At 33.2% G+C, this 17,096-nt stretch carries 30 protein-coding genes; 6 read left to right on the forward strand and 24 right to left on the reverse strand.

All coding sequences use genetic code 11. The annotated features are described in order from the left end of the window. The 6 genes from FBF06_RS09920 to FBF06_RS09325 all read left to right on the forward strand — a co-directional run bounded on the left by FBF06_RS09920 (position 1) and on the right by FBF06_RS09325 (position 3,465). Positions 1–147, forward strand: coding sequence for a hypothetical protein (locus FBF06_RS09920; protein ID WP_002902884.1), 147 nt, complete (start codon positions 1–3; stop codon positions 145–147). Between the two features lie 353 nt (positions 148–500). After that, the gene (locus FBF06_RS09925) at positions 501–809 is read left to right on the forward strand and encodes an ABC transporter permease subunit (protein ID WP_229150571.1); all 309 of its coding nucleotides are present in this window, start codon (positions 501–503) and stop codon (positions 807–809) included. A gap of 63 nt (positions 810–872) precedes the next feature. Beyond that, on the forward strand, positions 873–1,451 hold the full coding sequence (locus FBF06_RS10070) for an extracellular solute-binding protein (RefSeq protein WP_168977637.1): 579 nt from the start codon (positions 873–875) through the stop codon (positions 1,449–1,451). After that, on the forward strand, positions 1,402–2,073 hold the full coding sequence (locus FBF06_RS10075) for an extracellular solute-binding protein (RefSeq protein WP_168977638.1): 672 nt from the start codon (positions 1,402–1,404) through the stop codon (positions 2,071–2,073). The genes FBF06_RS10070 and FBF06_RS10075 overlap by 50 nt, the downstream gene beginning before the upstream one ends. Positions 2,074–2,084: 11 nt before the next feature. Next, the gene (locus tag FBF06_RS09320) at positions 2,085–2,693 is read left to right on the forward strand and encodes an HAD family hydrolase (RefSeq protein ID WP_002902882.1); all 609 of its coding nucleotides are present in this window, start codon (positions 2,085–2,087) and stop codon (positions 2,691–2,693) included. Then, on the forward strand, positions 2,671–3,465 hold the full coding sequence (locus FBF06_RS09325) for a phosphodiesterase (protein WP_052796091.1): 795 nt from the start codon (positions 2,671–2,673) through the stop codon (positions 3,463–3,465). Before FBF06_RS09320 ends, FBF06_RS09325 begins: the two co-directional genes overlap by 23 nt. 42 nt (positions 3,466–3,507) lie before the next feature. Here the strand turns inward: FBF06_RS09325 and secY are convergent, their stop codons facing one another. The 24 genes from secY to rsmA form a co-directional block, all read right to left on the reverse strand. Then, positions 3,508–4,773: a preprotein translocase subunit SecY gene (gene secY, locus FBF06_RS09330; protein ID WP_002864789.1), complete on the reverse strand. Its 1,266-nt coding sequence runs from the start codon at positions 4,771–4,773 to the stop codon at positions 3,508–3,510. Further along, entirely contained in the window at positions 4,773–5,165 is a 393-nt protein-coding gene (gene rplO / locus FBF06_RS09335; protein WP_002851292.1) for a 50S ribosomal protein L15, read from the reverse strand. Before rplO ends, secY begins: the two co-directional genes overlap by 1 nt. Before the next feature lie 4 nt (positions 5,166–5,169). After that, the gene (rpsE, locus tag FBF06_RS09340; RefSeq protein WP_002779428.1) at positions 5,170–5,613 is read right to left on the reverse strand and encodes a 30S ribosomal protein S5; all 444 of its coding nucleotides are present in this window, start codon (positions 5,611–5,613) and stop codon (positions 5,170–5,172) included. 11 nt (positions 5,614–5,624) lie between these two features. Further along, complete coding sequence (gene rplR / locus FBF06_RS09345) at positions 5,625–5,981, reverse strand: 50S ribosomal protein L18 (RefSeq protein WP_002785535.1); 357 nt, start codon at positions 5,979–5,981, stop codon at positions 5,625–5,627. A 9-nt stretch (positions 5,982–5,990) separates the two neighbouring features. Then, positions 5,991–6,527 carry a 50S ribosomal protein L6 gene (rplF, locus tag FBF06_RS09350; RefSeq protein ID WP_002851302.1) on the reverse strand — a complete coding sequence of 179 codons (537 nt, stop codon included), beginning with the start codon at positions 6,525–6,527 and terminating at the stop codon, positions 5,991–5,993. Between the two features lie 78 nt (positions 6,528–6,605). Beyond that, positions 6,606–7,001, reverse strand: a complete 396-nt coding sequence (rpsH, locus tag FBF06_RS09355) for a 30S ribosomal protein S8 (RefSeq protein WP_002851353.1) — start codon at positions 6,999–7,001, stop codon at positions 6,606–6,608. 9 nt (positions 7,002–7,010) lie between these two features. Then, complete coding sequence (locus tag FBF06_RS09360; RefSeq protein ID WP_002851478.1) at positions 7,011–7,196, reverse strand: type Z 30S ribosomal protein S14; 186 nt, start codon at positions 7,194–7,196, stop codon at positions 7,011–7,013. A 1-nt stretch (position 7,197) separates the two neighbouring features. Further along, positions 7,198–7,743 carry a 50S ribosomal protein L5 gene (gene rplE / locus FBF06_RS09365; RefSeq protein ID WP_002851453.1) on the reverse strand — a complete coding sequence of 182 codons (546 nt, stop codon included), beginning with the start codon at positions 7,741–7,743 and terminating at the stop codon, positions 7,198–7,200. 3 nt (positions 7,744–7,746) lie between these two features. Further along, complete coding sequence (gene rplX, locus FBF06_RS09370) at positions 7,747–7,980, reverse strand: 50S ribosomal protein L24 (RefSeq protein ID WP_002779437.1); 234 nt, start codon at positions 7,978–7,980, stop codon at positions 7,747–7,749. Next, entirely contained in the window at positions 7,980–8,348 is a 369-nt protein-coding gene (gene rplN, locus FBF06_RS09375) for a 50S ribosomal protein L14 (protein WP_002779438.1), read from the reverse strand. The genes rplX and rplN overlap by 1 nt, the downstream gene beginning before the upstream one ends. Then, positions 8,348–8,599 (reverse strand): 30S ribosomal protein S17, encoded by a 252-nt coding sequence (gene rpsQ / locus FBF06_RS09380; RefSeq protein ID WP_002851549.1) that lies wholly within the window; start codon positions 8,597–8,599, stop codon positions 8,348–8,350. The genes rplN and rpsQ overlap by 1 nt, the downstream gene beginning before the upstream one ends. Before the next feature lie 9 nt (positions 8,600–8,608). Further along, on the reverse strand, positions 8,609–8,794 hold the full coding sequence (gene rpmC, locus FBF06_RS09385; protein ID WP_002851566.1) for a 50S ribosomal protein L29: 186 nt from the start codon (positions 8,792–8,794) through the stop codon (positions 8,609–8,611). After that, a complete protein-coding gene (gene rplP / locus FBF06_RS09390; protein ID WP_002779441.1) occupies positions 8,781–9,206 on the reverse strand; it encodes a 50S ribosomal protein L16 in 426 nt (141 codons plus the stop codon). The genes rpmC and rplP overlap by 14 nt, the downstream gene beginning before the upstream one ends. 2 nt (positions 9,207–9,208) lie before the next feature. Beyond that, complete coding sequence (gene rpsC, locus FBF06_RS09395) at positions 9,209–9,910, reverse strand: 30S ribosomal protein S3 (RefSeq protein ID WP_002851138.1); 702 nt, start codon at positions 9,908–9,910, stop codon at positions 9,209–9,211. Continuing rightward, complete coding sequence (gene rplV / locus FBF06_RS09400) at positions 9,910–10,353, reverse strand: 50S ribosomal protein L22 (RefSeq protein ID WP_002855723.1); 444 nt, start codon at positions 10,351–10,353, stop codon at positions 9,910–9,912. Before rplV ends, rpsC begins: the two co-directional genes overlap by 1 nt. A gap of 10 nt (positions 10,354–10,363) precedes the next feature. Next, entirely contained in the window at positions 10,364–10,645 is a 282-nt protein-coding gene (rpsS, locus tag FBF06_RS09405) for a 30S ribosomal protein S19 (protein ID WP_002851509.1), read from the reverse strand. Between the two features lies 1 nt (position 10,646). Beyond that, positions 10,647–11,477 (reverse strand): 50S ribosomal protein L2, encoded by an 831-nt coding sequence (rplB, locus tag FBF06_RS09410; RefSeq protein WP_002869292.1) that lies wholly within the window; start codon positions 11,475–11,477, stop codon positions 10,647–10,649. Between the two features lies 1 nt (position 11,478). Further along, positions 11,479–11,760, reverse strand: coding sequence for a 50S ribosomal protein L23 (locus tag FBF06_RS09415; protein ID WP_002856384.1), 282 nt, complete (start codon positions 11,758–11,760; stop codon positions 11,479–11,481). A 2-nt stretch (positions 11,761–11,762) separates the two neighbouring features. Continuing rightward, on the reverse strand, positions 11,763–12,377 hold the full coding sequence (gene rplD / locus FBF06_RS09420; protein WP_002791636.1) for a 50S ribosomal protein L4: 615 nt from the start codon (positions 12,375–12,377) through the stop codon (positions 11,763–11,765). Beyond that, a complete protein-coding gene (gene rplC, locus FBF06_RS09425; protein WP_002779987.1) occupies positions 12,374–12,949 on the reverse strand; it encodes a 50S ribosomal protein L3 in 576 nt (191 codons plus the stop codon). The genes rplD and rplC overlap by 4 nt, the downstream gene beginning before the upstream one ends. A 9-nt stretch (positions 12,950–12,958) precedes the next feature. Then, entirely contained in the window at positions 12,959–13,270 is a 312-nt protein-coding gene (gene rpsJ / locus FBF06_RS09430; protein WP_002779353.1) for a 30S ribosomal protein S10, read from the reverse strand. 197 nt (positions 13,271–13,467) lie between these two features. Beyond that, positions 13,468–14,229: a pseudouridine synthase gene (locus tag FBF06_RS09435; RefSeq protein ID WP_002859704.1), complete on the reverse strand. Its 762-nt coding sequence runs from the start codon at positions 14,227–14,229 to the stop codon at positions 13,468–13,470. Between the two features lie 34 nt (positions 14,230–14,263). Next, positions 14,264–16,258, reverse strand: a complete 1,995-nt coding sequence (locus FBF06_RS09440) for a ribonuclease J (RefSeq protein ID WP_002860132.1) — start codon at positions 16,256–16,258, stop codon at positions 14,264–14,266. After that, entirely contained in the window at positions 16,227–17,027 is an 801-nt protein-coding gene (gene rsmA, locus FBF06_RS09445; RefSeq protein ID WP_032586412.1) for a 16S rRNA (adenine(1518)-N(6)/adenine(1519)-N(6))-dimethyltransferase RsmA, read from the reverse strand. The genes FBF06_RS09440 and rsmA overlap by 32 nt, the downstream gene beginning before the upstream one ends. Positions 17,028–17,096: the final 69 nt, after the last annotated feature.

Here is a 17,096-nt window from a genome sequence, read left to right on the forward strand (position 1 = left end):
ATGTTTAGAATTTTGCGCCATCTTATTTTGGGTATATTGTCATTATTTTTTATTTTTCCTTTTGTATGGATGGTTATAACTAGTTTTAAACCTGAAAATGAAATTTTTTCCAATGCTTTTCATTTTTTCCACAAAATTTTACCCTAATTGAAAACTACACAAAAGCTTTTAAGGAAAATGACTTGTTGCACTTCCTTTTTAATGGATTTTTTGTATGTTTTGCCATTTTATTAATACAAATTATAATCGCTTATCCTTGTGCTTATGCTCTATCCAAATACAAATTTAAAGGACAAAAGTTTTTGCTTGTTATTATAGTGTGCTCTTTGCTTATTCCAACTCAAGCTATTTGCGTTCCTTGGTATATTTTAATGTATTATTTTGGAGTTTTAGATTCATATCTAGCTCTTATTTTGCCTTTTAGCATTTCAGTCTTTGGGATTTTTTTAATTAGGTAATTTATCAATTGTATTCCCAATGATATAATTTATGCAGCAAGAATGGATGGTTTAAATGAATTTAGCATACTTTGCAAAATTATATTGCCACTAACCACCCCTGCTTTGATTTCTTTTGGAATTTTTTCCATAGTTGCTCATTGGAATGATTATTTTTGGCCTTTAATTGCTGTAAGTTCCCCACAATATTTCACTCCAACCCTTGGAGTAATTTCTTTTAAAAACAATGAAGCAGGTACGGATTATGGAACCTTAATGGCCGCCTCAACAATAGTAGTAGCCCCTCTAATAGGTTTTTTACTTGCACAAAAAAGATTTATACAAGGTATTGCCAATACAGGCATAAAATAGCTTGTTAAAACTTATTAGAATTACATTATTCTAATAAGTTTTAACAATTTTAAAGGATTTAAAATGAAAAAAATATTTTTCACCTTAGCTCTTTTTGGAGCTTTAAATTTAGCCCAAGCAAAAACAGAACTTGTTGTTTCTTACGCTTATCCTTGGTTTAAAGATTTGCACGAAAAACTTAAAGAAGATTTTGAAAAACAAAATCCAGACATAGAAATAAGATTTTTAGCACCCGCACAAAACTATGAAGAACAAAGTGCTAGACTTTTAAGAGAAAAAATGATCAACAAACTCCCTGATGTAAGCTTTAACAGCTATAGCCATTTACCTACATTGGTAAATAAAAATATTCCTAAAGATTTAACACAAAATCTTATCAATAAAAAAGAATTAGGCTTTAATGATAATGCTTTTAAAGCAACCACTTTAGAAAACAAAATATATGCTATTCCTTTTGCAAGCTCTTTACCTGTTGTATATTATAATATGGATTTAGTCAAACAAGCAGGATGGAATAAAGAACTTCCTAAAACATGGGATGAACTTTTTGATTTAGCTCAAAAAATCAACTCATTAAAATGGAAAAAGCGGGGTGTATTTTGGAGAAACAGATACTTGGCTTATATTAGCTTTAAGTCTTGAAAGAGGCGGAAAACTCATTAATGAAAAAGGCAAAGTAGATTTTAACAATAAAGCATGGCAAGAAACTTTTAAACTTTTAAGTGATTTTCACACTTTAGCAAAAATGCCAGCTATAAAACGCTCTGAAGCTATAAGCTCATTTTATGCGGGAAATTTAGGCATACTTATACAAACCTCAGCAGCTCTAACTCAAACAGAAAAAAGCATTAACTTTCCTCTAAAACTTTCTAAATTTCCAGGTGTTCAATCAGGAGGAGAATTACCCGTAGGTGGATCCGTAGTTATGCTAACTAATGATAAAAATAAAGAGGCAGCTTTAAAATATATTCATTTTGTAACAGGGAAAGCCAACGCTTATGTACCTCAATATACAGGCTATATGACTAGCAATTTATTGGCCAATGCAAAATTAAAAGATTTTTATAATAAAAATCCAAATTATACCATTGCTCCTTCTCAAATAGAACTCATGGGAAATTGGCCTTCATTTCCAGGAGATAATGCTCTAAAAGCTACAAATACTTTATGGAATTATGCTGAAAAACTCCTTATGGGAACAAGTACAAATTATGAAGAGATTGCAAAACAAGCCCAAGAAGAAATCAATGCTTTATTACCTTAAAAGGGTATAAGATGATATTTTTTGATTTTGATGGTGTTTTGGTTGATAGTTTAAAACTTTGGGAGCAAGCTTGTCAATTTAGTGCAAAGAAATTGGGTTTTAAAGGAGTATTTCCTCAAAAACCTTATGCAAAATTAAATCCTGTTGCTCACAAAGAAATTGGGAGAATTCTAGGTTTTAATCCTTTAGAATTTGAAAAAATAGCGGATGAGTATTTTTTAGAACACATCCATACTTTAGTCTTTTTTGATAAAACAAAAGAATTATTAAAGGATTTGAGTTTAGATTTTAAACTTTCCATATTAAGCGCTAGTAATGAAAATTTAGTTCGAATTCTCCTTGAAAAAGAACAAGTTTTGAAATATTTTACCAATCTTCATTGTACAAGCTCGATACCAAAAGCACAGACGCTCAAAAAATTTAAACAAAATCACTCTATCATGATAGGTGATTGTATTAGCGATATAGAAGCTGCACTAGAAGCTAATGTTTATTCTATAGGAGTGCTATGGGGTTGGCAAGATAAAATCATGCTTGAAAAAGCTAATATCTTAGTCAATAATCATGCTCAATTAAAAAATGCTATAAGGAGTTTTTATGAAATTCATCCATTTAACTGATATACACTATGGCGATAAAAAAGAAGCCATTTACTCAAGAGAACCATCAGCTATGATGCGTTTAGCTATAGAAGATATCAATAAAAATCATAGCGATGCTGATTTTGTATTTATAACAGGAGATTTAACTCACAAGGGGAGTTTAGAATCTTACACTCTTTTAAAACAAGATTTAACCAAACTTAATATGCCTTATTATTTGATCTTAGGCAATCATGATGACAGAGCTAATGCATTAGAGATTTTTGATAATTTAAAGCAAGATGAAAATGGTTTTATACAATATGAAATACAATGTAATGACAATAATGTTTTTTTAGTACTAGACACTATAAAACTTAAAAGTCACGGAGGTGAGTATTGTCAAAAACGCCAAATTTGGCTAAAAAATGCCTTAGAGAGAAACCAAAACAAAAATATATTTATTTGCTTACATCATGCTCCTTTTAAAACTGGCCTTAGAGCTATGGATTTTATAGGACTTGATGAAAAACACTCTTTAGAACTTTATAAGCTATTTAACTCATATAAAAATATAAAACACTTATTTTTTGGGCATTATCATAGCACTCTTTGTGGAAGATGGAAAGATATTTCCTTTTCTTCTCTTAAAGGTATCAACCATCAGGTTAAATTTAATTTAAATAGCAATGAAATATTATTAGAATTTAGAAATCCAGAATATGCTGTCGTTTTACTCAATAATGAAGTTTTAAATATTCATTACAATGATTTTACTTTTGATAAAAATTTAATTTTTCATGAAAAATAAATTATCCAAGCAGGAAAAATTTCCTGCTTGGATAATTTTAAATTACAAACCTACCGCACTTAAAGTTTGGTATTTACTCATATAAATTTGAGCTTCAATTTTTCTCATCGTATCAAGTGCTACTTGAACTACAATAAGTACAGAAGTACCGCCAAAATGAAAAGGTACACCCATAAATTTCACCAAAACCCAAGGTAAGGTTGCAACAAGCCCTAAATAAATAGAACCTGATAAAGTTAAACGAGAAGCCACTTCGTTAAGATAACTTGAAGTTCCTTCACCTGGACGAATTCCAGGGATAAAACCGCCTTGTTTTTTCAAATTTTCTGCTATGTCTTTAGCGTTAAATACGATAGAAGCATAAAAATAAGCAAAGAAAATTACAAACAAGAAAGTTAGAACATGAAACAAATAACCATTTGGATTTAAAAAGTCATTAATGGCTTGTAGATAAGGATTTGTACTAGTTTGTAAAATTGTTGTTGGAAACATCAAAATCGCACTAGCAAAAATCGGTGGAATAACCCCACTAAGATTGAGTTTAATAGGAATATAATTCATAATGCGTTTGTTTTGATTTTGCATTACAACTTTACGAGAATAAGAAATAGGAATTCTTCTTTCTCCAAGTTCTATATAAATAATCACCCCTATGGTGATTAAAATCAAAGCAAAAATTGCAAAAGCGGTTAAGAAATTCATCTCGCCTGAATTGATTTGTCCTACAGTTCCTGAAATCGCTCTTGGAATACCTGAAACAATACCTGCAAAAATGATTAAAGAAATACCATTTCCTATACCTCTTTGTGTGATTTGTTCGCCAAGCCACATTAAAAGCATAGTTCCAGCAAGCATAGAAATAGCACAAAGTGCGATAAACATATTTAAATCTTCCACCATTATAGCCCCTGCACCACCACGACCGTGCAAGCTTTGCAAACCTATAGCAACGCCTATACTTTGAACCAAAGTAATCACAATAGTCGCATAACGGATAATTTGCATATATTTTTGCATACTATCACGCTCTTTTTTCATCTTACCAATATTTGGAAAAGTTGCTGCAAGAAGCTCCATAATAATAGAAGCAGTGATATAAGGCATAATACCTAAAGAAATGATAGAAAAGCGTTCAGCCGCTCCACCACTAAAAACATTAAATAAACCCAAAGCATTGTTTTGATTGTTATTAAAAAATTCCGCAATCACATCAGCATTGACGCCAGGAACTGGCACATAAGCCAGAACCCTATAAGCAAATAAAAATGCTAAGGTGATTAAAATCTTATTCGTCAATGCTCTATTCATTATTTTGATCCGGTGACGCTAATATTCTCGTCTTTGATTTTTGATACTAAGTCTTTTGCACTTGCACCAATTAATTTGATTTTATTCACAGATTTTGAAATTTTGTGAACACTTTTAATGCTCTCAAATGTAATTTCACTAAGCTCTTTTACAGCTGTGATTTTTTCAACATTGATCACATAAGGTTTTTGAATTTTAGAAGTAAAACCTACTTTTGGTAGTCTTCTTTGAAGTGGTTGTTGACCCCCTTCAAAACCTCTTTTTTCATTATAACCTTTTCTAGCAGTTTGACCTTTACCCCCTTTAGTAGCAGTCTTACCCATGCCAGAACCTTGACCACGGCCAATTCTTTTAGTTTTATGCGTTGAACCCGCTGCTTTTGTTAAATTCATCTTCTTATCCTTTTAACATTGTTAAAGCTTTGATTGTAGCACGAACCACATTAGCTGAATTATTTGAACCCAAAGACTTGGTTAAGATGTCTTTAATACCTGCAAGTTCCACGATAGGGCGTGTAGAACCACCTGCAATAACTCCTGTACCTTCACTAGCTGGTTTAAGTAAAATTCTACTTGCGTTATATTTTACCTCTACATCGTGAGCGATAGTTGAGCCTTTAGTTTTAACTTCAACGATATTTTTAAACGCATCGTCAACAGCTTTACGGATGGCATCTGGAACTTCCTTAGCCTTACCATAACCAACACCTACTAAACCTTTGCGGTTTCCAACGATAACTAAAGCAGTAAATCTAAATCTTCTACCACCTTTAACAACCTTAGTAACTCTGCCGATATCGACGATTACTTCTTCAAATTCTTCTCTATTATATTTTTCCATCGATTTACCCCTTATAGCCTAATGCCATTTTCTCTTAAAGATTCAGCCAATGCTGCGATAACACCATGATATACATAACCATTTCTATCAAAAACAGCTTGTTCTATCTTTTTAGCTTTTAAAGTTTTAGCAAATTCAGCAGCGATTTTTTTAGCACCTTCTTTATTTGCTTTAACGCCAAGTTTGCGTCCATCAACTGCTGCTAAAGTTACAGCTTTTACATCATCAATCGCTTGGATATATAGAGTTCTGTTTGATTTAAATACAGAAATTCTTGGAAAATTTTCACAACCTGAAATTTTCGCTCTAATTCTTTTTTTTCTTTTGATTCTTAAAGTTAGTTTTCTTTTTAATACATTTGCTCTCATATTCTACCCTTACTTCTTAGATGTCTTACCAGCTTTGCGGATAATGCGTTCATCAGAATACTTAACGCCTTTTCCTTTATATGGCTCTGGTGGTCTAAATTCACGAATTTGAGCAGCAACTTGACCTACAACTTGTTTATCACTTCCTTTAACTGCAATAGTATTTTTATCCACTACAATTTCAATTCCTTCTGGAATATCATAATTAATAGGATGAGAAAAACCAAGGCTTAGTTCTAAAACTTTACCTTTTAAAGCTGCTTTATAACCAACTCCATTGATTTCAAGAGTTTTTGAAAAACCTTGAGTTAAACCTACAACGATATTGTAAGCTAAAGCTCTGTAAGTTCCCCAATAAGCTCTACTTTGTCTGTCTTCACCTTTTGGAGAAAAAAGAATATTATTATCTTTAATCTCAACATTTACATTTGCTTTAGTATCAAGTTCTTTTGCTAAATTTCCTTTTTTAAATTTAAGCAAATTTCCTTCTAATTTTACTTCTACTCCTGCTGGAATAGCAATCGGTTGTTTACCTATACGAGACATATTTTTCCTTTTTATTTGTCTAGGATATTTCTACTTTTTTAAAAGAATGGATACCCAATGCCATAAAAAGCAGATTTTTTACCAAATGGTACATAAAATTTCGCCGCCAACACCTGCTTTATAAGCTTCATCATTAGCTAAAACGCCATGACTTGTGCTAACTACGATAGTACCATAACCATTTTTAAAACGCTTGATTTCATCTTTACCTTTATAAACACGACGACCAGGCTTAGAAATTCTTTTAAGCTCATTGATAACACTCTTACCTTTTTCATCGTATTTTAAAACTACATTGATAAATTTCTTTTTATCTTCTTCAATAACATTAAAACTCTCAATATAGCCCTTAGCTTGAAAAATTCCAACTAAAGCTTCTACAACTTTAGAATGTAAAAGCTTGGTTGTTTCAAGCTTTCTCATTCCTGCATTTCTGATACGAGTGAGTGAATCTGAAATAATATCATTTATCATATTTTATCCTTACCAACTTGCTTTCTTAAGACCTGGAATCAAACCTTCGTTGCCCATTTTTCTTAAGCAAACTCTGCAAATTCCAAAATCTCTATAAACCGAATGCGGACGCCCACAAATTTGGCATCTTGTATAAGCTCTAACTTTAAATTTAGGCTTGCGTGCCGCTTTTGCAATCATTGATTTTTTAGCCATCTTACTTTCCTTTTGTAAATGGCACACCGATAAGTTCTAATAACTTTTGTGCCTGTTTGTCATTTTGTGCTGTTGTAACTATAGAAATGTTCATACCATGAGTTCTTAAAATTTTATCATACTCCACTTCTGGGAACATCAACTGCTCATCAAGACCGAAGTTATAGTTTCCGCGTCCATCAAAACCATCTCTACTTAAACCTCTAAAGTCTTTCACCCTTGGCAAAGCAATAGAAATTAATTTATCAAGAAAAGCATACATATTTTCTTTTCTTAAAGTTACCATTACACCCACAGGAAAACCTTCGCGAACTTTAAATCCTGCAACTGATTTTTTAGCTTTAGTAATCACAGCCTTTTGTCCTGCAATTAAAGAAATAGTATCTGCAACATTTTGCAATACTTTTTGATCTTTAGCCAACTCACCAGCACCTACGCTGATAACTACTTTTTCGATCACAGGGATAAGCATAGGATTTTTAATATCAAATTCTTTAACCAATGCAGGTTTAATGCTTTGATTATATTTTTCTTTTAATCTCATCATCGCTTACTCCTGAACTTTTGCCACATTGGAAATATCCATTGGCATTTCTTTATTGATAAAACCACCATTTGGATTTTTCTCACTCGGCTTAATAGCTTTTTTAGCGATTTTACATCCTTCAACTACCACTTTAAGTGTTTTTGGATATACCGCTAAAACTTTACCTGTTTTACCTTTATCATCGCCTGTGATAACCTTAACGCTATCACCTTTTTTGATTTTTAATTTAACCGCCATTATAATACCTCCGGTGCTAGTGAAACGATTTTCATAAAGCCACCATATCTAACTTCTCTGCCCACTGGCCCAAAGATACGAGTTCCGATAGGCTCTCTTTTGTTGTCAAGAATAACCGCAGCATTTTCATCAAAACGAATCAAAGAACCATTATCTCTATGAATTTCTTTTTTAGTTCTAACGATAACCGCTTTTACCACTTGACCTTTTTTAACTTTTCCATTTGGTAAAGCTTTTTTAACAGATGCAACGATTACATCACCTACGGTAGCGTATCTTCTTTTGCTACCCCCTAAAACCTTGATACACATTAATTCTTTTGCACCGCTATTATCAGCAACTGCAAGTCTTGTAAAACTTTGAATCATTACTCAACTCCTGTAGCTAATACAGATTTTAAGCGAAATGATTTTCTTTTTGAAAGTGGTCTGCATTCTACTGCAACAACAGTATCACCCACTTTAACTTCATTTCTCTCATCATGAATTAGATATTTTTTAAAGCGTTTAACAATTTTTCTATATCTTGGATGAACCACTTTTCTTTCAACCAAAACACTTGCGGTTTTTTCACCAGCGATTTTAACAACAACGCCTTGAATTTCTCTTTTAAATGCCATTTTCTATCCTTATCTTAAAGCGTTAATTGCTGTATTTATTCTAGCAATGTCTTTTTTTACTTGGCTAATCTCTTTTGGATTAGTAAGTTGCATTGTTTTTAGCTTTTGTTTTAAAGTGAATAAAAGCACCTTTTTTTCTTTTAGCATTGTTGCAAGCTCAGCTGCTGTTTTATCTTTAATCTCAGTATATTTCATTTTGGCTCTCTCTTGTAACAAACTTAGTTTTAAATGGAAGTTTATGCATAGCTAAAGTCAATGCTTCTCTTGCCATTTCTTCGCTTACTCCTGCCATTTCATAAATAATACGACCTGGCTTGATATTCATTACCCATTCTTCAACAGCACCTTTACCTTTACCCATACGAGTTTCTAAAGGTTTTTTTGTCAAAGGCTTATCTGGGAAAACTCTAATCCAAGTTTTTCCTTGTCTTTTAACAAAACGAGTTAAAGCGATACGCGCTGCTTCGATTTGGCGTGAGTTAATGCGTCCTGCTTCAGTTGCTTTTAATGCAAATTCACCAAAAGTAAATTCTGTTCCACGATTAGCATAACCTCTGTTACGCCCTTTCATCATTTTGCGATATTTAGTTCTTTTTGGCATTAACATGATTATTTACCCCTTCTTGTGCGTCTTGGCTTTTTAGCTGGAGCACTTTCTTCAGTTTTTTCAGGTTGCATACCTTTGTGCAATACTTCACCTTTAAAGATCCATACTTTAACCCCTATGTTTCCATAAGTAGTTCTAGCTTCTGCAAAACCATAATCAATTTTTGCTCTTAAAGTATGAAGTGGAACGCGTCCTTCAAGATACCATTCTGTTCTTGCCATTTCAGCACCGCCTAAACGACCAGAAACTGAAACTTTAATCCCTTTAGCACCTGCTTTTTGCGCACCTTGAATTACTTTTTTCATCGCTCTTCTAAAAGCAATTCTTTTTTCAAGTTGAGTTGCAACACTTTCAGCAGCAAGTTGAGCTGAAGCTCCTGCTTTTCTTTCTTCTTTGATATTGATATTTACATCTTTACCGATTAAATCTTGCAATTCTTTTCTTAAATTATCAACATCACTACCTTTTTTACCGATGATGATACCTGGTCTTGCGGCAACTACAGTAACGCGAAGTTTTTTAGCAGTTCTTTCTACTAAAATTTGACTGATTCCTGCGTAATAAAGTTTTCTTTTTAAGAAAGCTCTGATTTTGTAATCTTCACCGATATTTTCTACTAAATTTGCTTTAGTCGGAAACCATCTTGATTCCCAATTTCTATTGATTCCTAGTCTTAGACCAATTGGATTAACTTTTTGTCCCATTAGCTTTCCTTTTTCGCTGTTGCTTTTTTAGTGCTTGTTGTTTTTTTAGCTGGAGCTTTTGTTGTAGTAGTCTTTTTAGCTGCTGGAGCTTTTTTAGCTACTGTTTTTTTCTCTTCAGCTTTCACTTCTGCTTTTGCCACTTCTACTAAAATATGTGAAGTTGGTTTTCTAATACGACTTGCACTTCCTCTAGCTCTTGGTCTAAATCTTTTTAATACCGCAGCTGCGTCAACACGACAACTTTTTACAACCACTTCGTTTGCTTCAAAGCCACCATTTGCTACTGCACTTGAAATTGCATTTGCGATGTATTTTGCACCTTTATTTGGCATAAATTTTAAACTAGCCATAGCTAATTCTGCATTCATCCCCTGAACTTCTCTAGCAATCAATCTTGCTTTAGTTGGAGATAATCTTATGAATTTAATTAATGCTTTACTCATATCTTATCCCTTACTTACCAATTTTCTTTTGCACAGAGCCTTTATGCCCTTTGAATGTGCGTGTTGGAGCAAATTCACCAAGTTTATAACCGATGTGATTTTCAGTAATATAAACCGGAATGAAGCTTTTACCATTATGAACATTAAATGTAAGTCCTATCATATCAGGAGTAATTGTGCTTCTTCTTGACCAAGTTTTAATTGGTTTATTATCATTAGCCTTTTTAGCAGCGATGACTTTTTTCATTACATGATCATCAACAAAAGGACCTTTTTTTAGTGATCTAGCCATCTTACTTTCCTTTTCTTCTTGAAATTATTAGCTTATCGCTAGCTTTTTTACGACGAGTTTTCGCACCTTTAGTTGGTTTACCCCATGGAGTTACTGGATGACGGCCTGAATTTTTCTTACCTTCACCCCCACCGTGCGGGTGATCTACTGGGTTCATTGCAGAACCACGAGTTTGCGGGCGGATACCTCTATGGCGATTTCTACCTGCTTTACCGATAGTTACATTAGCCCATTCTTCGTTACCTACTTCGCCGATACTTGCCATACATTCAGCTAAAACTTGTCTCATTTCGCCGCTTGCAAGTCTTAAAATAACATATTTTTCTTCTTTACCCATAAGTTGTGCGTAAGCACCCGCAGAACGAATCATTTGACCGCCTTTACCTGGCTTTAACTCAACATTATGAACAATAGTACCCACAGGAATGTTTTTAAGTTTCATTGCGTTACCTGGTTTAATATCAAGTCCGCTTTCAGCAGCTGCAACGATATCGCCAACGCTTAATCCACGTGGTTGAAGAATATATCTTTTTTCCCCATCTTTATAAGCAATCAAAGCAATTCTACAATTTCTATATGGATCATACTCGATTGCTTCTACTTTGCCTTCTATACCGAATTTACGACGTTTAAAATCAATAATTCTGTAAAGTTTTTTAGCACCCGCTTCTTTATGACGACTTGTAATTCTTCCATAGCTATTACGACCTGCGTGCACTGGAAGTTTAACAAGTAGTGAGCGCACACTTGGTTTAGCTGTAATATCTTCAGAACTTAAACCTGTGATATATCTTCTACTTGGAGTATATGGTTTATAAGTTTTAATTGCCATCTTAAGCCTCCGTATTTTCTAAGCTAACACCTTCAGGTAGCTTAACATAGAATTTTTTGTAATCGTTTCTTTGACCTAAACGACCTCTAAAACGCTTAACTTTTCCATCCATTCTTAATGAATTGATGCTTTTTGGAGTTACACCAAAATACTCTTTTAAAACCGCTTTTAAGCCTGTTTTAGTCATCTTTGGTGAAGTTTGAATAACTACGACACCTTGCTCTTGCAAATTCAAACTTTTTTCTGTGTAAAGTATAGTCTTTATATCAGTAATATCTGCCATAATTATCCCTCTTTTGTAATAGATTCTAACGCTGATTTTTCTATGATAACAGCATTAAATACAGATACTAAATAAGCATTTACTTCAGTTACATCAACTACATAGCAATTTGCTAAATTTCTGTAAGCTAAAAGTGTTTTTTCATCTAGTAAATCTTTAACGATTAAAGCATCTTTGACGCCAAGTTTTTTAATCACAGCGTTTGCATCTTTTGTTTTACCACTTTCAATAGCCAAAGAATCAGCAGTAAATAATGCTCCCTTAGCTGCTTTATCTGCTAAAGCTCTTTCAAGCGCCAATCTTTTTTGTTTTTTATTTACTTTTTGGAAGTAGTTTCTTTCATTTGTTGGACCAAAAGCAACCGCACCGCCTACCCAAACGTTAGTTCTTGTTGAACCCGCTCTAGCACCGCCACGACCTTTTTGTCTCCAAGGTTTTTTACCACCACCACTTACATCACTTCTACCTTTAGTATGAGCTGTATTTGCTCTTAAACTTGCAAGGTAAGATTTTACATATAAGTAAAGATTGTGTGGATTTACTTCCGCATATTTTGAAGGTAAATCAAGTTCACCTGCTTTTTCTAATTTATCATTTAAAACAACTACTTTACTCATTTTGCAATCCTTATTTTACCCATAGCACCATTATAACCTGGTACTGCACCTTTAACTACTAAAATTTTGTTTTCAGCATCATAAGATACAACTTCGTTTTTAACGGTCACTTTAGTATTTCCATAGTGTCCTGCCATTTTCATACCTGGTTGAACACGACCTGGCCATTCTCTATTGCCAATAGATCCGTGGCGTCTGTGAAATCTAGAACCGTGACTTGCTGGACCCCCTGCGAAGTTATGTCTTTTCATAACACCGCTATAACCTCTACCTTTAGTGTTAAAGCTTACTTTTAAAATTTTTGCTTCATTTAATGGAGTTTCATCTAAATCTCCTGCTTCAGTATTTGCTACTTCTAAAGTCGCAAATCTATTGTATTCTGCAGAAAGATTATACTTTTTTTGTTGTCCTGCGACACATTTATTACTTGCTTTACCTTTTGGATATGCTACTAAAGCCTTTCCGCCTTCAACTTCACATACTTTTGCATTTACAACTCTTAGTAAAGTTACAGCGATACTTGGATTAGTAATTGTTCTGCTCATTCCGATTTTTTCTACAATATATTCCATATCTTATCCTTACTTACCCATAGCTCTTACTTCAACGCTTACTTCTGGCGCTAAATCAAGCTTAGTTAAAGAATCAACTGTATCTGGAGTCGCTGCTACTATATCTAGCATACGTGCGTGAATTCTTATTTCAAACTGCTCACGAGAATCTTTGTTAATGTGTGGAGATTTTAAAACTGTATAGCGTTTGATTTTAGTAGGCATTGGTATCGGACCTCTGATATCCGCACCTGTTCTTTTAACAGCTTCTACGATTGCTGCAACTGTTCTGTCTAGTACTCGATGGTCATAAGCTTTTAGCTTAAGCCTAATTCTTTCCATAATATTTCCTTTAAAAAGAACTCGTTAGTTAAAAACTAACCAATTTATAAAAATTGAAATGAGAGTATATAAAATCTTGTTTTCAAAGTCAAGGAATTTGATGAAATTTTTCTATTATTTTCCTTTTAAAAAGGATAAAAATAGAATTTTTAGAATTTAAAAATTATCATTATTTTTTAAATTTTTGCATATAATGGTCAATATCTTATTTCATTAAATTTCAAAAAATCTCTTAATTTTTCATATTCTCCATTTTCCAAATAGCGATGTTTTCCCGCCTTTAACATACCAAGATCTAAAGCCCCAAAAGCAACACGCTTAAGATCCATGACTTCAAGATCAAAATGTCCAAAAAAGCGTCTAAGCTCTCTATTTTTACCTTCATTTATAACCACTCTAAGCTTAGTATAACCTCCACTTGATCCAAAAATTTCAAAGTCTATAAAAGGAGCAAAACTCATAGAGGTGATTTTGGTTTTTGCGTGTGCGCCTTTTTTTTCATTTTTAATCTCAAGCCCATTTTGCATGGCTTCGATGACTTGTTTGCTCACCGTACCTTTAACTTTAAGGTAGTATTCTCTTTCTAAATCGCTATGCATTAAAGCATCAGCAATCACAGGAGAATCTGTAAGCAAAAGCAAGCCCTCGCTTGCATAATCCAGCCTACCTACGCTAAGCCAAGTACTAAATTGTCTTGGCAAGGTATCGTATATAGTTTTTCTTCCACGATCGTCTTTTTTACTGACAATTTCACCTTTTTGTTTATGGTAGATTATCACGCTAAATTGCGTTCTTTTTTGCACTCTTTTGCCCTTAACAAAGACTTTATCATCAAATTGAACTTCATCGCTTAAAAGGGCAATTTTGTTGTTTATTTTTACTAAGCCTTGTTTGATAAGTTCATCAGCTTCACGGCGTGAATAACGAGTGTTATGGGATATAAATTTATTAATTCTCATTTGATCTTCCTTAAAAGGGCGTTTTTGCCCTTTTTTACATTACAAAAATAGTTGGAACTATGGTTGGGTATTTTTTAATCTTTCTAAAGATATGTTTTCTTAAGACTTGGCGGATTTGATTTTCTAAAAATCTTGGATCATTGAGTACTTCATCTTTAACATTGATGAAAAATTGTCCTAAAACTTCAGCCATATCTTTGCTAAAAGCATGATCGTGTTTGTCAGCTACTAACCCATAGCTAAATACTCTTGGTTTATTGATCAGTGTTTTTGTGGCTTTGTCAATTTGTGCGATAATAACCACTATGCCACTATCTGCAAGTTTTTGGCGATCTATAACTACATCATCGGCGATTTGTTTGTTGATTTGATTATCTACAAAAACTTTACCTGTTTTTACGGTTTTTATGCGTTTGACATATTTTTGGCAAAGTTCTACTTGATCGCCATCACTCATAAGATAAATATTTCTTTCAGGGATACCGCACTTCATCGCTGTTTCTTTGTGTTTAGTGATGTGATTGTATTCTCCATGAACTGGTAGGAAAAATTTAGGCTTAGTAAGGGTTAGCATAAGCTTTTGCTCTTCTATACTAGCGTGTCCGCTTACATGAATTTCACTAAATTCTTGATACGCTACTTTAGCTCCTGCTTTTAAAAGATAGTCAAGCACCGCAGAAACACTTGCCTCATTTCCTGGTATGGCTTTAGCTGAAATAATCACTTGATCTGTAGGTTTGATTTTTATAAATTTATGCTCATCAGTTGCCATTCTATAAAGCGCACTCATGGTTTCGCCTTGACTTCCTGTAGTTACGATAAGCACTTCATTGTCTTTATATTTACTTACTTCATCAGCATCGATGAAAATTTTTCTATCAAGTTTGATGTAGCCTAATTCCATAGTGGTATAAAGATTTCTTTCCATAGAACGACCGATCACACAAACTTTTCTACCGTATTTTAAACCATAAGTGATAGCTTGATAAACGCGGTGGATATTAGAACTAAAAGTACTCATGATCACCCTGCCTTTGGTACGTGCAAAGATTTGATCAAAAGTTGGCCCTACGGAGCTTTCACTTTTTGTATAACCTTCTTTGTACGAATTTGTACTATCGCTTAAAAGACATAAAACCCCTTCTTCTCCATAATGTGCCAAACGTCCTAAGTCTGTTGGATAGCCATCGATTGGAGTTTGATCAATTTTAAAATCACCTGTGTGGATAATCGTTCCTGCTTTTGTTTTGATCGCAAGTGCTGAAGCATCAATGATAGAATGCGTGATGTGGATCCACTCTATATCAAATTCGCCTATCTCATAAACACGGCGTTTTTCTACAGGGCGAAACCATTTGCGTTCTGCTTTTAAGCCATGTTCTTCAAATTTGTTTGAAATCATTCCTAAAGCCAAAGGTGTAGCGTAGATAGGAAATTGGAATTCTTTAAAGAAATAAGGCACTGCACCGATATGATCTTCGTGTGCATGAGTGATCACTATACCACGAATTTTATCTTTAATTTTTCTTACATAGTCAAAATCAGGGATGATAATATCTACCCCATGCATAGTTCCATCAGGAAAACTCATACCTATATCTACTATAATTGCATCTTTATTGGTTTCAAAAACACTGATATTTCCACCAATTTCTCCTAAACCTCCTAAAGGAGTGATGCGGATTTTATGCTCGCTAGAATTATTATATTTTAAAGGGTGTAAGCGGTTTTCATGTGAAACACGGTTAGCTTCTATGCATTCTGCAAGAGCGATTTGCCAATCTTCATTACCTGTGAGTTTTGAAGGAAGATTGCGATTTTTCTTCTTTTTTTTCTCAGTTTTATTTTCTGAGTTTTCAGAATTTTCCTTGTTGGAATTTTGATCAATTTTTGGAGTATCATTTTCATTTTGCAAAGAATCAGCTAATTTTTTTCTACGATTTTTATATTTATAGCGTTTATTGTTTTTTGAATTTGAGTTCGGATTTTGTTCGTTTTTATTTATCTCTTTGTTTTCGTCCATATTCATCCTTTAATTTGTCATAAATTTTAAGGTATAAATCAACGCAAATTTCATGTGGTCTGATGTTTTCTTTTAAGCCAAAAGTGCTTAAAACTTCTAAAACTTTTGCTTTATATGTTTTTAAATTTCCTAAGAGTTGTTTTCTAGGAGCTTTAAAACAATCTTTTAGAAAATTTTTGAAATTTTCTATTTCGCAAAGTTCATCAAAATCCTTAGTTTTAATCAAACTCATCACCGCTGACATAACTTTTGGTGGAGGATTAAAACATTGTGGATCAACATCAAAAAGTATTTTTCTTTCGCAAATCATTGCACTTAAAACACCTAAGGAAGAAAACTCACTATTTCCTTCTTTAGCGCAGAATTTTTCAGCCATTTCCCTTTGTACCATTACAATAAGCCCTAGACAATTTTTATCTTCTAAAGCTTTTAATATAATGTGACTTGCAACATAATAAGGCAAATTTGCAACCAAAAAATATGGTTTTTCATCAAGACTAGGATTAAAAGCTTCGCTTGCATCTTGATGGATCAAGTTAAATTTTCCACATTCAAGTTCTTTTTGAAATTTCTTTTTTAAAATAGGTATGAGATCATTATCGATTTCATAAGCTTTTACTTGAGAAATTTTTAAAAGTTCTTGCGTTAAATCACCTAAGCCAGGCCCAATCTCAATGATATTGTTCATCTCTTTGGGTATGGCTTGGATGATTTTTGCTAATACGCTTTTATCGATTAAAAAATTTTGTCCGTATTGTTTTTTTGCTTTAACCATAAGAAATAATTTTATCTAAAAATTCTTAATTAAGTCTTTTTAGGTAGAATTATTTTTTGTAAAATTTCA

The organism is Campylobacter sp. CFSAN093227, assembly GCF_012897855.1.
Taxonomy (GTDB): domain Bacteria; phylum Campylobacterota; class Campylobacteria; order Campylobacterales; family Campylobacteraceae; genus Campylobacter_D; species Campylobacter_D jejuni.